The sequence below is a fragment of the Pseudomonas sp. ZL2 genome, from assembly GCF_054788455.1.
This window is the reverse complement of sequence record NZ_JBGOGX010000020.1, coordinates 79,160-92,857: the sequence shown is the minus strand read 5'-3', so window position 1 is coordinate 92,857 and position 13,698 is coordinate 79,160. Positions and strand designations below refer to the sequence as shown.

Annotated in this window: 8 protein-coding genes; 5 read left to right on the top strand and 3 right to left on the bottom strand. The window is 62.9% G+C overall.

The window, feature by feature from the left end:
- Positions 1-35: 35 nt before the first annotated feature.
- The gene (locus ABM562_RS15585) at positions 36-2,474 is read right to left on the bottom strand and encodes a Lon protease family protein (RefSeq protein WP_233674639.1); all 2,439 of its coding nucleotides are present in this window, start codon (positions 2,472-2,474) and stop codon (positions 36-38) included.
- 277 nt (positions 2,475-2,751) lie between these two features.
- On the opposite strand from ABM562_RS15585, the gene ABM562_RS15580 reads away from it, so the two are divergent.
- From ABM562_RS15580 to ABM562_RS15565, 4 genes are all read left to right on the top strand, one after another.
- A complete protein-coding gene (locus tag ABM562_RS15580; protein WP_010226385.1) occupies positions 2,752-3,240 on the top strand; it encodes a DUF3015 domain-containing protein in 489 nt (162 codons plus the stop codon).
- A gap of 77 nt (positions 3,241-3,317) precedes the next feature.
- Entirely contained in the window at positions 3,318-5,171 is a 1,854-nt protein-coding gene (locus ABM562_RS15575) for an Lnb N-terminal periplasmic domain-containing protein (protein WP_460422542.1), read from the top strand.
- Between the two features lie 184 nt (positions 5,172-5,355).
- Positions 5,356-5,712, top strand: a complete 357-nt coding sequence (locus tag ABM562_RS15570) for a hypothetical protein (RefSeq protein WP_115088781.1) — start codon at positions 5,356-5,358, stop codon at positions 5,710-5,712.
- 66 nt (positions 5,713-5,778) lie between these two features.
- The gene (locus tag ABM562_RS15565) at positions 5,779-6,276 is read left to right on the top strand and encodes a GreA/GreB family elongation factor (protein ID WP_115088782.1); all 498 of its coding nucleotides are present in this window, start codon (positions 5,779-5,781) and stop codon (positions 6,274-6,276) included.
- Here ABM562_RS15565 and gdhA read toward each other — a convergent pair.
- A complete protein-coding gene (gene gdhA / locus ABM562_RS15560; protein WP_115088783.1) occupies positions 6,273-7,610 on the bottom strand; it encodes an NADP-specific glutamate dehydrogenase in 1,338 nt (445 codons plus the stop codon). The two genes, ABM562_RS15565 and gdhA, sit on opposite strands and share 4 nt — an antisense overlap.
- 231 nt (positions 7,611-7,841) lie before the next feature.
- Positions 7,842-9,506 (bottom strand): energy-dependent translational throttle protein EttA, encoded by a 1,665-nt coding sequence (ettA, locus tag ABM562_RS15555; RefSeq protein WP_115088784.1) that lies wholly within the window; start codon positions 9,504-9,506, stop codon positions 7,842-7,844.
- A 266-nt stretch (positions 9,507-9,772) separates the two neighbouring features.
- On the opposite strand from ettA, the gene ABM562_RS15550 reads away from it, so the two are divergent.
- Positions 9,773-13,603 carry a sensor domain-containing protein gene (locus tag ABM562_RS15550; RefSeq protein WP_460422540.1) on the top strand — a complete coding sequence of 1,277 codons (3,831 nt, stop codon included), beginning with the start codon at positions 9,773-9,775 and terminating at the stop codon, positions 13,601-13,603.
- Positions 13,604-13,698 lie beyond the last annotated feature (95 nt).

The window sequence follows — 13,698 nt, the reverse complement described above, 5'->3', positions numbered from 1 at the left end:
ATTTAGCGCCGTTTTTTTGACTCGTACCACTCAAATCAGGACGGTTTGACCTGGGCCAGGGCTTGTTCGGCCTGCTCCTTTTCTGCCTCCTTGAGGTCCTCTTCACTGATCATCTCGGCGATTACCCGCAGGCGCTCCACCACCCGGGCGTTGACGCTGCCTTCAGGGAACTGGCCCTCTTCATCCGGCTCACCGGCAGGCTCACCGACCAGCAGGCTCAAGGCCTCGTCGGCCTGGCTCACTGCGTAGACGTGGAACATGCCGGCGCGCACCGCCTGCAGCACCCGCTCATCGAGCATCAAAGTGGCGACGTTGGCGCGCGGGATGATTGCCCCCTGCTCGCCGGTCAGGCCACGTGCTTCGCACAGGCGGAAGAAGCCTTCGATCTTCTCGTTGACCCCACCCACTGCCTGCACTTCACCGAACTGGTTGATCGAGCCGGTGATGGCGAAGCATTGCTTGAGCGGGGTTTTCGACAAGGCCGAGATCAGCGTGCAAGCCTCGCCCAGCGACGCACTGTCACCGTCGACATAACCGTAGGACTGCTCCAGGGCGATACTCGCCGAGATCGCCAGGGGGAATTCCTGGGCATAACGGCTGCCCAGGTAACCGGTGAGGATCATCACCCCCTTGGAGTGGATCGGCTGGCCGAGGTTGACCTCGCGCTCGATGTCGACGATGCCGCTGCCACCCGGGTAGACCGTGGCGGAAATCCGCGCCGGTATACCGAAAGCCGAATCGCCGACTTCCAGCACGGTCAGGCCGTTGCACTTGCCCACCGCGGCGCCGTCGGTGTCGATCAGGATGATGCCGGCCAGCATGTCGTCGAGAATCCGCGCCGACACCCGACCGGTACGGGTGGCCTTGGCCTTGAGGGCGCGCTCGATATGCCCGGCGTCGGTCATTTCGTCGTTGGCCAGGTGACGGATGAAGTCCGCCTCGCTGACCAGCTGGAACAGGTCGCCGATGCGCGCCGACAAACGCCCCTGGTGCTCGGCCAGGCGCGCACTGTAGGTGGCCAGGCGCGCCACCGCATCGGCGCTCAGCGGCGCCATGCCCTCCTCGCTGGTGCGGGTCTTGAGCAACTGGGCGAACTGCTCCAGGCTCTCGTCGACCATGGGGATGTCTTCGTCGAAGTCGACCAGCACCCGGAACATCTCCTGGAAGTCCGGATCGTGATCCTGCAGGGCGTAGTACAACTGCCGTGCGCCGATGATCACCACCTTGATGTTCAGCGGGATCATCTGCGGGTTGAGGGTGACGGTGGCCAGGCGGCCGAACTCGCCGAGCGGCGACTCCATCTTCAGCTTGCGTGACTGCAAGGCGCGCTTGAGGGCGTCCCAGACAAACGGCTCGCTGAGCATCTTCTCGGCTTCGAGGATCAGGAAACCGCCGTTGGCCCGGTGCAGGGCACCCGGGCGCAGTTGCCGGTAGGTGGTGTAAAGCGCGCCCTGGTCGGTGCTGTATTCGATACGGCCGAACAGGTTGTCGTAGGTCGGGTGCGGCTCGAACACCACCGGCGCGCCGCCGCTGACGTGATGGCCGACCACCAGGCTTGGCGCGTACTGCTCTTCGAGCAGCTTGCGCGCCTGGGCGTCGGTCTTGCTGTCATCGACCAGCTGTTCGACCACGGTGCGCAGCAGGTAGACCTGCATGGCCTGCAGATAAGCGCAGACGGCGGCGTTTTCTGCGTACTTTTCAGACAGCGGCGCCAGCAATGGCTGCAAGGCCAGGGTGATGGTTTCTTCGTTGAGGTGGCGTAGCTGGTTGCTCGATTCGCGCTTCCATTGCGGCAGGCTCGCCAGCTCTTCGTTGAGGCGCTCTTCCAAGACTGCGATATCGTCGTGGAAACGCTCCCGCTCGGTTTCCGGCAACTGGGCGAATTCGGCTTCATCCAGCGCCTTGCCGTCGGCCATCGGGGTGAAGGCGACATTGCTGCTGTCGCGGTACAGGGCCACGTCCTTTTCCAGCGAGGCGCGCTCGATCACATCCAGGGCGCGGTCGTAACGCTGGTTGAAGGCGCGGTCGATGGCGCTCTTCTTCTGCTGGTAGGACGGGTGCTCGAAGACCGCTGGAAAGGTTGCCAGCAGGTTGTCGATCAGACCGCCGATGTCGCTGATGAACGCCCCGGCGCTGCCCGGTGGCAACTCCAGCGCGCGCGGCTCGCGTGGCTCGTCGTAGTTGTTGACATAGACCCAGTCCGACGGCGTTTGCAGGCGCTTGCCTTCGGCCTTGAGGTAGCGTTTGACGAACGAGAAGCGGCCAGTACCGGGCTCGCCCATGACGAATACGTTGTACCCAGGACGCGGCATGGCGACGCCGAACTGCAAGGCTTCGACCGCACGTTCCTGGCCAAGCACACCGCGAAAAGGCTCCAGATCATTGGTGGTGGAAAAAGCGAACTGTTCAGCGGAAAACGGCCGGGTCAGGGCTTCGGGCGCAAGACGCAGGCTCGCAGCGACAGGATCGGGCATCGGGCTTCCTTACTTCGGCGGGGCGGATGTCAGCATTCTGGCGCCGTGCGCGTGCGCCTTGCAAGGCTCATCGCTGCTAATTGTCGCAGGGGCGAAAAGCCGATCTACGTCAATATTTTCAGGCAATCTTTCGCAATAAATCACGGAACCGTTAGATCGTGCCTAAACTCCAAACTGCGCGGCTGGGTAAATAACCGACCCGCCCTGGCAACTGGTCCTACAGATATGCCAGACAACCCTGACCTTTGGTATGTAATTCTAGAAAGAGAACAATGCTATGAAACGGATTCTTCTGGGTACTCTGTTCACCGCGGTCTCACTCAATGCCATGGCCCAGGCGCCTGGCGGACCGGACTGCGGCTGGGGCAACATGCTGTTCGAGGGCCAACGCGGCACACCGGCCCACTTCCTTGCGTCCACCACCAACGGCACGTCCGGTAACGCCACTTTCGGCATGACCTCGGGCACCAACGGCTGCTCGACCAACTCTGCGCTGACCTATGGCGGTAAATCATGGTTCGCCATGAACGGCATGATGAACGAACTCTCCGAAGACATGGCCAAGGGTCAAGGTGAAGCACTGACCACCTATGCCGTGGTGCTTGGCGTCGCCCCGGAAGATCGCGCGCACTTTGCCGCGGTTACCCATCAACACTTCCAGGACATCTTCAAGACCGCCGACGTAACGGCTGAAGACGTGCACAGCAACACCCTCGCGGTGCTGAAAAGCGATCCGCGCCTGGCCAAATACGCCACCCAGGCTTAAGCTCGGCCCACCCGCCCCGTCACCGGGGCGGGTTGTTGTCCGCCTCTATCGGCATCATTCAGACTTAGTTGCCCGACATGCTCAAACGCCTTGCCTACCTGGCGCTATGTGCCTGCGCCCCGCTGCATGCTGCCCCTTCATTCGATGACGCACGCCTGAAGCAACTGGCGGCCGACCGCTACTGGATCGCCCTCGGTCATTACGAGACGGCCAAGCTTGGCGGCTGGCGCAGCTACGTCGACGACCAGCGCTTCTTTCTCGCCGAAGACGGCGCCCATCACCCGGACCAGGAACTGCGCGCCACCGTCAACGCGCTGTACGCACCGGCGAGCCTCGGCGACAAACACGCCCAGTGCGTGTTCCCGGCGCGTACCCGCTGGCTGCGCGAGCAGTTGCAGCTGACCGACCTGCCGAGCCCGGACTGCAAGGAATACAGCCAGTGGTTCAAGGACGTCTCGCCGCACAGTGCGGTGATGATCTTCCCGGCCGCCTACCTGAACAGCCCGTCGTCGATGTTCGGCCACACCTTGTTGCGGATCGACCAGGCCGATGTGCAGAGCAACGAAACCGCCCTGCTCAGCTACGCAATCAACTTCGGCGCTTACATCGAAGGCAGCGACAACAGCATCCTCTACGCCTGGAAAGGCCTGATGGGCGGCTATCCGGGCCTGTTCGCCCTGGTGCCCTACCAGGAAAAGCTCTCCGAGTACCGCAGCCTGGAAAACCGCGACCTGTGGGAATACCGACTGAACCTGACCCCGGAAGAAACCGGGCGCATGGTCGAGCATGTCTGGGAACTCAAGCAGATCCAGTTCGACTACTTCTTCTTCGACGAAAACTGCTCCTACCGCCTGCTCGAACTGTTGCAGGTGGCGCGCCCGAGCCTGGACCTGACGTCGCAATTCCCGTTGACCGCAATCCCCACCGACACCGTCAAGGCGGTCAAGCAGTCCGGCCTGGTCGAGCGCATCGACTATCGGCCGTCACGCGAACGTGAACTGCTGGAGCGGGCCAAGCCGCTGGATGCCGGCGAGCAACAGCAAGTGCTGGCGGTCAGTGCCGACACCGCACAACTGCAAAGCCCAGCGTTCACCGCCCTGCCCCGCGAGCGCCAGGCCCTGGTGCAGGACGCCGCCTATCGCCTGGAACGTTACCGGGCCAACGGCCAGGAGCGTGATCCGGCACGCACCCAACGCAGCTTCGAGCTGCTGCGGGCAATCAACCGCAACCCGCCGCCGGAGCTTGAAATCGAGCGCCCGGGGCTGCCTGAAGATGGCCATCAGTCGCGCACCTGGCAGTTGGGCCTGGGCAGCCGCGATGATCGCGCCTATGCCGAGTATGGCCTGCGCATGGCCTATCACGACCTCAACGACAATGCCTACGGCTTCCCCCTCGGCGCACAGATCGAGATCCTTCAGCTCAAGCTGCGCCAGTACGAAGGCAACGACTGGCAGGTGCAACGCCTGGACCTGGCCACCATTCGCTCGTTGACCCCGCGCAATGCCCTGCTGCAACCCTGGTCGTGGCAGGTCGCCGGGGGGCTTGAGCGAGTGCTGGGCAAGCATGGCGATGAGGTGCTGGTCAGCCACGTCAACGGCGGTGCCGGCGGTACCTGGCAGCTGGCCGATGACCTGCTTGGCTTTGCCTTGGGCACAGTGCGGGTCGAGCACAACAATGACTTCGCCGGGTTCATTGCCCCGGCAGCGGGCTTCAATACCGGGCTGCTGTGGCGCAATCCACTGGGCAACCTGAGTGTCGAGGCCAAAGCCGACTACTTCACCAATGGCGAGGTGCGTCGTAGCCTGAGTTTGAACCAGCAGTGGGAGCTGTCCCGTGACCTGGGCCTGCGGCTCAGTGCCAGCCGTGACTTCAGCAAGTTGGCGTCGGCGCAGAACGAGGTGATGCTGGAGCTTAAGTGGTACCAGTATTAGTAAGGCTGCGCCTTGCATCGCTGGCAAAGCCAGCTCCCACAGGTCAGGTGTACACAGTCCAGTGTGGGAGCCGGCCTTGCCGGCGATGGGCTGCGCAGCAGCCCCAATACCCTGATCACATCCTTTTGACACGCCACCAACAATTCCCCACCTAGACTTTCCCTGGCAAGCGGAGAGTCTGAACATGCGGCGGTATTGGCTGGTAGTAGCGCTAATGGGTGTACTTGCGGGTTGCCAGACAACCCACGAGCAACTGATCAATCAGGGTTATCCACCGGCCTACGCCGATGGTTTCCAGGACGGTTGCAGCAGCGGCCGCCAGGCCGCCGGGGTGATGGCCGGGGATTTTCGCAAGGACGTACCGCGTTACCTGCACAACCGCCAGTATGAGTCCGGCTGGGACGATGGCTTTCGCCAGTGCCACGCCATGCAGGAGAACCAGGACCTGCAGGAATACCGCGCCCGTCACTGGGAGGATCGTGATGAGCAGTGGCAGGAAGAAAAAGATCGGGATGCCGCGCGCGCCTATCGACGCAAGTAGGTCGCAATCGGACATCCGATGCAACTGCGGGACTGTCAGCATGGTCTCCCATGAAAGGAGGCCCTCATGAGCCGAGCATTCGTCAACGAAGACCAGGCCGCCGACCAGGCCAACCAGCCGGTGGAGCGCCGGGTCAGCGAGCAACCCAACCATGTCACTGCCCGTGGCCTGACCCTGCTGCAACAACGGCTCGCCGAACTGAACAGCCTGCGCAGCGAACTCCTGAGCCAGGGCGACCAGACCGACAAGCAGCGTCTGGCCGAAACCGAACGCGACCTGCGCTACTTCAGCGCCCGGGTGCAAAGCGCCCAGGTCGTCGCGCCCGCCACTTCCCATGAAAAAGTGCAGATTGGCAGCCGGGTACGGTTCGTCGATGAGCAGGGCCGCCAGCATCAGGTGCAACTGGTCGGTGAAGACCAGGCCTATGCCGCCAGCGGCCTGATCAACTGGGGTTCACCCCTGGGCCGGGCGTTGCTGGGAGCCGCGCCCGGTGACGAGGTGCTGTGGCGACGACCGGCAGGGGATCTGTCGATCGAGATCGTCGCCATCGAACCCGAGGCTTAGACCACGCCCTGGGCCAGCATGGCGTCGGCAACCTTGACGAAGCCGGCGATGTTGGCACCCTTGACGTAGTTGATCCGGCCGTTCTCTTCGCCGTAATGCACGCAGGCATGGTGGATCGACTGCATGATGTTGTGCAGCTTGCTGTCCACTTCACCGGCAGTCCACAGCAGGCGCATGGCGTTCTGCGACATCTCCAGGCCACTGACGGCCACGCCGCCGGCGTTGGACGCCTTGCCCGGGGCGAAGAGGATGCCGGCCTCGATGAAGATATCCACAGCCTCGAGGGTGGTCGGCATGTTGGCGCCTTCGGCCACGCAGAGGCAGCCGTTGCGCAGCAGGGTGCGGGCGTCTTCGGCGTCCAGTTCGTTCTGGGTCGCGCATGGCAGGGCGATGTCGCACGCCAGGCTCCAGGGCCGCTGGCCTCTGCGGAACTCCAGGCCAAAACGCTCGGCCAGCTCGCTGATACGGCCGCGCTTGACGTTTTTCAGCTCCATCAGCGCATCCCACTGCTCGTCGGTCATGCCGGCTTCGCAGTACAGGGTGCCTTCGGAGTCGGACAGCGAAATCACCTTGCCGCCCAGGTCCATGACCTTGCGCGCGGCGTACTGGGCAACGTTGCCGGAACCGGAGATGGCCACCCGGCGCCCGTCGATGCGCAGGTCCTGGCGTTTGAGCATCTCTTCGGCGAAGTACACGCAGCCGTAGCCGGTGGCCTCCGGGCGAATCAGGCTGCCGCCGTAGGTCATGCCCTTGCCGGTCAGCACCGAAGTGAACTGGTTGGCCAGGCGCTTGTACTGGCCGAACATGAAACCGATTTCGCGGGCGCCGACGCCGATGTCACCGGCCGGCACGTCGAGGTCGGCACCGATGTGGCGGTACAGCTCGCTCATGAACGCCTGACAGAAGCGCATGACCTCAGCATCGCTCTTGCCCTTCGGATCGAAGTCCGAGCCGCCCTTGCCGCCGCCCATGGGCAGCGAGGTCAGGGAGTTCTTGAACACCTGCTCGAAGGCCAGGAATTTCAGCACGCCCAAGTTTACCGAGCGGTGGAAACGCAGGCCGCCCTTGTACGGGCCGATGGCACTGCTCATCTGGATGCGGTAGCCGCGGTTGACCTGGACCTTGCCCTGGTCATCGACCCACGACACGCGGAACAGGATCGCCCGCTCCGGCTCGACCATACGCTCGAGGATACCGGCCTGCAGGTAATGCGGATTGGCTTCGAGGAACGGCCAGAGGCTGCGCAGCACCTCTTCGACGGCCTGATGGAATTCAGGCTGGGCGGGGTCGCGTTGCTTGAGGCGAGCGAGAAAATCTTCGACAGATTCGATCATGTAGACATTCACCAGATAGAGTTGGACTTATGTTTTTTCCTCGACTTTACCAAGAAGCAACCGCACCGCAACAGGGCGACATGTCGTTTTTATGAAATTAAATGGTGCATTTGTATAAGTGTATACATGTTGTAGCGCACCGCGGGGCAAGCCCGCCCCTACTGGGCTGCGGTAAATTTTGGGCAAAAAAACGGGGCCCGAAGGCCCCGTTCCAGTGCAGAACCCTGAGGGTTATGCCAGTTTTTTGTGCCGTACGCGGTGCGGCTGGGCAGCAGCTTCGCCCAGGCGCTTCTTGCGATCGGCTTCGTACTCGGTGTAGTTGCCTTCGAAGAACACCGCCTGCGAATCGTCTTCGTAGGCCAGGATGTGGGTGGCCACACGGTCAAGGAACCAGCGATCGTGAGAGATCACGATGGCGGCGCCCGGGAAGTCCAGCAGGGCTTCCTCCAGCGAACGCAGGGTTTCCACGTCCAGGTCGTTGGACGGTTCGTCGAGCAGCAGGACGTTGGCGCCCTCTTTCAGGGTCAGGGCCAGGTGCAGACGGCCGCGCTCACCACCAGAGAGGTCCTTGACGAACTTCTGCTGGTCACCGCCCTTGAAGTTGAAACGGCCAACATAGGTGCGCGACGGGATCTCGTAGGTGCCGATCCGCAACTGGTCGGAACCGTCGGAAATCTGCTGGAACACGGTCTTGTTGCCGTCGAGGTCTTCACGGCTCTGGTCAACGCAGGCCAGTTGCACGGTGTCACCGATCTCGATGCTGCCCGAGTCCGGCTGTTCCTTGCCCATCAGCATGCGGAACAGGGTCGATTTACCGGCACCGTTACCGCCGATCACGCCGACGATGGCACCTTTGGGCATGGCGAACGACAGGTTGTCGATCAGCACGCGATCGCCATAACCCTTGCAGACGTTCTTGAACTCGATGACCTTGTCACCCAGGCGCGGACCTGCCGGGATGTAGATCTCGTTGGTCTCGCTGCGCTTCTGGAATTCCTGCGACTGCATTTCTTCGAAGCGTTGCAGGCGGGCCTTGGACTTGGACTGACGAGCCTTGGCGCCTTTGCGCACCCACTCCAGTTCTTCCTTCATGGCCTTCTCGTGGGCCGACTGCTGCTTGGATTCCTGGGCCAGACGATCGGACTTGGCTTCCAGCCAGCCCGAGTAGTTGCCTTCGTACGGAATACCGGCGCCGCGGTCGAGTTCGAGAATCCAGCCAGCGACGTTGTCGAGGAAGTAACGGTCGTGGGTAATGGCTACCACGGTGCCCGGGAAGTCGTGGAGGAAGTGTTCCAGCCAGGCGACGGAGTCGGCATCCAGGTGGTTGGTCGGTTCGTCGAGCAGGAGCATGTCCGGGGCCGACAGCAGCAGGCGGCACAGGGCCACACGGCGTTTTTCACCACCGGACAGGTGCTCGACCTTGGCTTCCCAGGCCGGCAGGCGCAGGGCGTCGGCGGCTACTTCCAGCTGACGCTCGAGGTTGTGGCCGTCGCTGGCCTGGAGGATGGCTTCGAGCTTGGCCTGTTCGGCGGCGAGCTTGTCGAAGTCGGCATCCGGCTCGGCGTAGGCAGCGTAGACCTCGTCCAGGCGCGCCTGGGCGTCCTTGATCACGCTGACCGCTTCCTCGACCACTTCACGCACGGTCTTGGACGGGTCCAGCTGTGGCTCCTGGGGCAGGTAGCCGATGTTCAGTTCCGGCATCGGACGGGCTTCGCCGTCGAACTCGGTGTCGACACCCGCCATGATTTTCAGCAGGGTGGATTTACCCGAGCCGTTGAGGCCGAGCACGCCGATCTTGGCGCCTGGGAAAAACGACAGGGAGATGTTCTTCAAAATTTCCCGCTTCGGCGGGACAACTTTGCCCAGCCGATGCATGGTATAGACGTATTGAGCCATGGAAAACCTAGCGTCAGAGACGAAAAAATAGAAGCGAAACAGATGAAGGGAGCCGTAGCGCCCAGGAAAGGGCCAAAGCTACCGTAATGCGCCGGGTTGGGCAAACCGCCGACGAACAGGGCTGGCACTTTGCCACGTTTGCGGGCATGCTAGCCGCCCTTCGGGCGTCCGGCTTATAGTGCGCAACCGGAGCCGTCGCCAGGAACGCGGCACTTGCCAACCAGCAGCTCTAAACCTGCCATCCAGCCATACCGCAGGATCAACGTTTGACCAATCTCACTCAGCCGTCCTCCCTGCGCAAGCCGGCCACTGCGTCAGGCTCGCCGCTGCGCGGCTCATTGAAAGGCGCGCTGGCCCTGTTGGTCCTGTTGCTGCTCGGCCTGCTGCTGTGGCAGTTGATTGCCCAGTTCCGTCATACCCAGGCTGACCAGTATCAGCAGAGCTTGAACGACAGTGCCGAGCTCGCCGATCACATGAGCCTGAACATGGCGCTGAAGGCCCAGGTGGCGCTCAATCAGGTCCAGCAATACCGCTCGTCGCCTGGCCCTGAGCAATTGCCGAACGTCATCGCCCAGTTGCGCCAGCAACAACCGAACCTGCTCAGTGTCGCCTGGGTCGGCGCCGATGGCAGCCTGCAAGCCGACAGCCTGAACGGTACGCCCGATTACCAGGCGCTGGACGAGTTGCTGCGGCTCAACCAGGGCCGCGACTTCTATTACAGCAACAGCGCCGACAACCAGCAGGTCTACCTGTTGCTGCGCCAGCCGGGGAAAGCCCCCAGCGGCTATTGGTTCCTGCGCCTGGCGCCGAGCTACTACAGTGACCTGACCACTCACCTGGACCGCCCGAACCATCCTTTGTGGCTGCTGGAAAACAGCCGCACCGGCGAGATCATCAACCGTCACCAGCCGACGCCCGGCAGCGACGAGCCGCTACAAAGCGTGATGCTGGCGTTCCTCGACAACAGCACCTGGCAACTGCGCGGCCTGTTCGACGCCGGCCTGGCCCGCCAGCAACTGCTGCCGGCACTGATCGGCAAATGCATGCTCGGCTTGTTCTGCGCGCTGATCCCGCTGCTGGCCCTGATCAACATGCGCCGTCGTCATCGCCTGCTGCAGGAAAGCCGCCGGCGCTACCACGACATTTTCGAAGGCACCGGGGTCGCCCTGTGCGTACTCGACCTCTCCGGCCTGCCCGGCCAGCTCGAACGTTATCGCCTGCGCAGCCGCCCGGCCCTTGAGCAGCGCCTGGCCTTCGACCAGCCATTGCGCCGGGCGCTGCTGCAAGAACTGAAGGTCACCGAAGTCAACCAGGTGGCCTTGCAACTGCTCGGTGTCAATTGCTGCGACAGTGCCTGGCAGCGCCTGGTCGAAGGCGCGCAGACCGGCAACGACGGCATCGGCATCCAGCTGCTCGGGGCAATCCTCGACAACCAGCAACAGCTGGAGCTGGAGGTGCGCCTGCCGGTGGCTGATGGCGAGGACCTGCACCTGTGGCTGATGGTGCGTTTCCCGCAGCAGCGCCGTGATTACCAGGCGGTGATCCTCAGCATCAGCGATATCACCAGCCGCAAGCAGGTCGAGCTGTCGCTGCTCGAACGCGAAAGTTTCTGGTCGGACGTAGTACGCACCGTGCCCGACCAGCTGTACGTGCAAGACGTGCAAAGCCAGCTGATGATCTTCAGCAACCGCAACCTGGGCCAGACCCTGGGCTACAGTCGCACCGAGCTGGCGCAGATGGGCGATCATTTCTGGGAGTTGCTGCTGCACCCGGACGATGCCCAGCTTTACCGGCAATTGCGCCAGCAGCAACGCAACTCGGGTTATGTCGAGCAACTGCATTGCCAACTGCGATTCCGCCACCACGACCAGTGCTGGCGCCGCTTCGACATCCGCGAACAGGCCCTGACCCGCAATAACGCAGGCTGCGTGACGCGGATCATCGGTGTCGGCAAGGACGTTACCGAACAGATCGAAGCCAGCGAATCCCTGCGCGACAGTGAGCAACGCTACCGCATGCTCGCCGAAAGCATCAGCGACGTGATCTTCTCCACCGACAGCCTGCTGCAGTTGAACTACGTCAGCCCGTCGATCCAGGCGGTCCTGGGCTTTGAAGTGGAGTGGATCTTCGAAAACGGCTGGCACTCGACCATCGCCAACCCGGCCCAGCTCACCGGCATCTACAGCCTGGTCGAGCGGGTCAACAAGGCCCTGGGCGACCCCGAGCAACTGGAGCAGTTGCGCACCCAACTGCCGACCCAGCTGTTTTTGTTCGACTGCCTGCGCGCCGATGGCCGCAAGATCCCTATCGAGTTGCGCCTGGTGCTGGTCTGGGATGACCAGGAGCGTTTCGAGGGCATCCTTGGCGTCGGCCGCGACATCAGCCAGCAACGCCGCGCCGAGAAAGACCTGCGCATGGCCGCCACGGTATTCGAGCACTCGACCTCGGCAATCCTCATCACCGACCCGGCCGGCTACATCGTCCAGGCCAACGAAGCCTTCAGCCGCGTCAGTGGTTATGCCGTGGCCGATGTACTGGACCAGTTGCCGAGCCTGCTGACCGTCGATGAGCATCAGGATGCCCACCTGCGCTACGTGCTCAAGCAGCTGCATCAGCGCGGCACCTGGGAAGGCGAAGTGTGGCTCAAGCGCCGCAGCGGCGAACACTATCCGGCCTGGGTCGGCATCACCGCAGTGCTCGATGACGAAGGCGACCTGGCCAGCTACGTGTGCTTCTTTACCGACATCAGCGAGCGCAAGGCCAGCGAACAGCGCATCCATCGCCTGGCCTACTATGACGCCCTGACCCACCTGCCCAACCGCACCCTGTTCCAGGACCGCCTGCACACGGCCCTGCAGCAGGCCGAGCGGCAGAAGGCCTGGGTGGTGCTGATGTTCCTCGACCTCGACCGTTTCAAGCCGATCAACGACTCCCTCGGCCATGCCGCGGGCGATCGCATGCTCAAGGACATGGCCGAGCGCCTGCTCGACTGCGTCGATGACGACGACACCGTGGCGCGCATGGGCGGCGACGAATTCACCCTGCTGCTGCAACCGCGCGCCACCCGCGAAATGGCCCTGAACCGCGCCATCCACGTGGCCGAACAGATTCTCGGCAGCCTGGTGCGGCCATTCGTGCTGGAGAACCGCGAGTTCTTCGTCACCGCCAGCATCGGCATCGCCCTCAGCCCGCAAGATGGCAGCGAGCTCAGCCAGCTGATGAAGAACGCCGACACCGCCATGTATCACGCCAAGGAACGCGGCAAGAACAACTTCCAGTTCTACCAGGCCGACATGAACGCCAGTGCCCTGGAGCGCCTGGAGCTGGAAAGCGACCTGCGCCACGCCCTGGAACAGAACGAATTCATCCTTTATTACCAACCGCAGTTCAGCGGCGACGGCAAGCGCCTGACCGGCGCCGAAGCGCTGCTGCGCTGGCGCCATCCGCGGCGCGGGCTGGTACCGCCGGGGGATTTCATCCCGGTGATCGAGGAGCTCGGCCTGGTGGTCGATGTCGGCGACTGGGTGCTCAAGGAGGCCAGCCGCCAGCTCAAGGCCTGGCACCAGGCCAAGGTGCGGGTGCCGAAGGTCTCGGTGAACATCTCGGCACGGCAGTTCTCTGATGGTCAATTGGGCGAACGCATCGCCACCATCCTCAAGGAAACCGGCCTGCCGCCGGCGTGTCTGGAGCTGGAGCTGACCGAAAGTATCCTGATGCGCGAGGTCAACGAGGCCATGGTGATCCTCGACAGCCTGAAGAACCTGGGCTTGAGCATCGCCGTCGACGACTTCGGCACCGGCTATTCGTCGCTCAACTACCTCAAGCAGTTCCCCATCGACGTGCTGAAGATCGACCGTACCTTCGTCGACGGCCTGCCCGAGGGCGAACAGGATGCGCAGATCGCCCGGGCGATCATCGCCATGGCCCACAGCCTGAACCTGGCGGTGATCGCCGAGGGCGTGGAAACCCATGAGCAACTGGAGTTCCTGCGTGAGCACGGCTGTGACGAGGTACAGGGTTACCTGTTCGGGCGGCCGATGCCGGCGCATCAGTTCGAAGCGCAATTCAGCAACGAAACGCTGTTCATGTTCGAGTAGCCCCATCGCTGGCAAGCCAGCTCCCACAGGTTCTGCATGCACAGTTCCTTGTGGGAGCTGGCTTGCCAGCGATTGGAGCACCACCGATCCCTGAA

Coding starts and splice junctions, on each gene's coding strand:
- ABM562_RS15585 (WP_233674639.1), bottom strand. CDS start 2,474: ATGCCCGATCCTGTCGCTGCGAGCCTGCGTCTTGCGCCCGAAGCCCTG.
- ABM562_RS15580 (WP_010226385.1), top strand. CDS start 2,752: ATGAAACGGATTCTTCTGGGTACTCTGTTCACCGCGGTCTCACTCAAT.
- ABM562_RS15575 (WP_460422542.1), top strand. CDS start 3,318: ATGCTCAAACGCCTTGCCTACCTGGCGCTATGTGCCTGCGCCCCGCTG.
- ABM562_RS15570 (WP_115088781.1), top strand. CDS start 5,356: ATGCGGCGGTATTGGCTGGTAGTAGCGCTAATGGGTGTACTTGCGGGT.
- ABM562_RS15565 (WP_115088782.1), top strand. CDS start 5,779: ATGAGCCGAGCATTCGTCAACGAAGACCAGGCCGCCGACCAGGCCAAC.
- gdhA (WP_115088783.1), bottom strand. CDS start 7,610: ATGATCGAATCTGTCGAAGATTTTCTCGCTCGCCTCAAGCAACGCGAC.
- ettA (WP_115088784.1), bottom strand. CDS start 9,506: ATGGCTCAATACGTCTATACCATGCATCGGCTGGGCAAAGTTGTCCCG.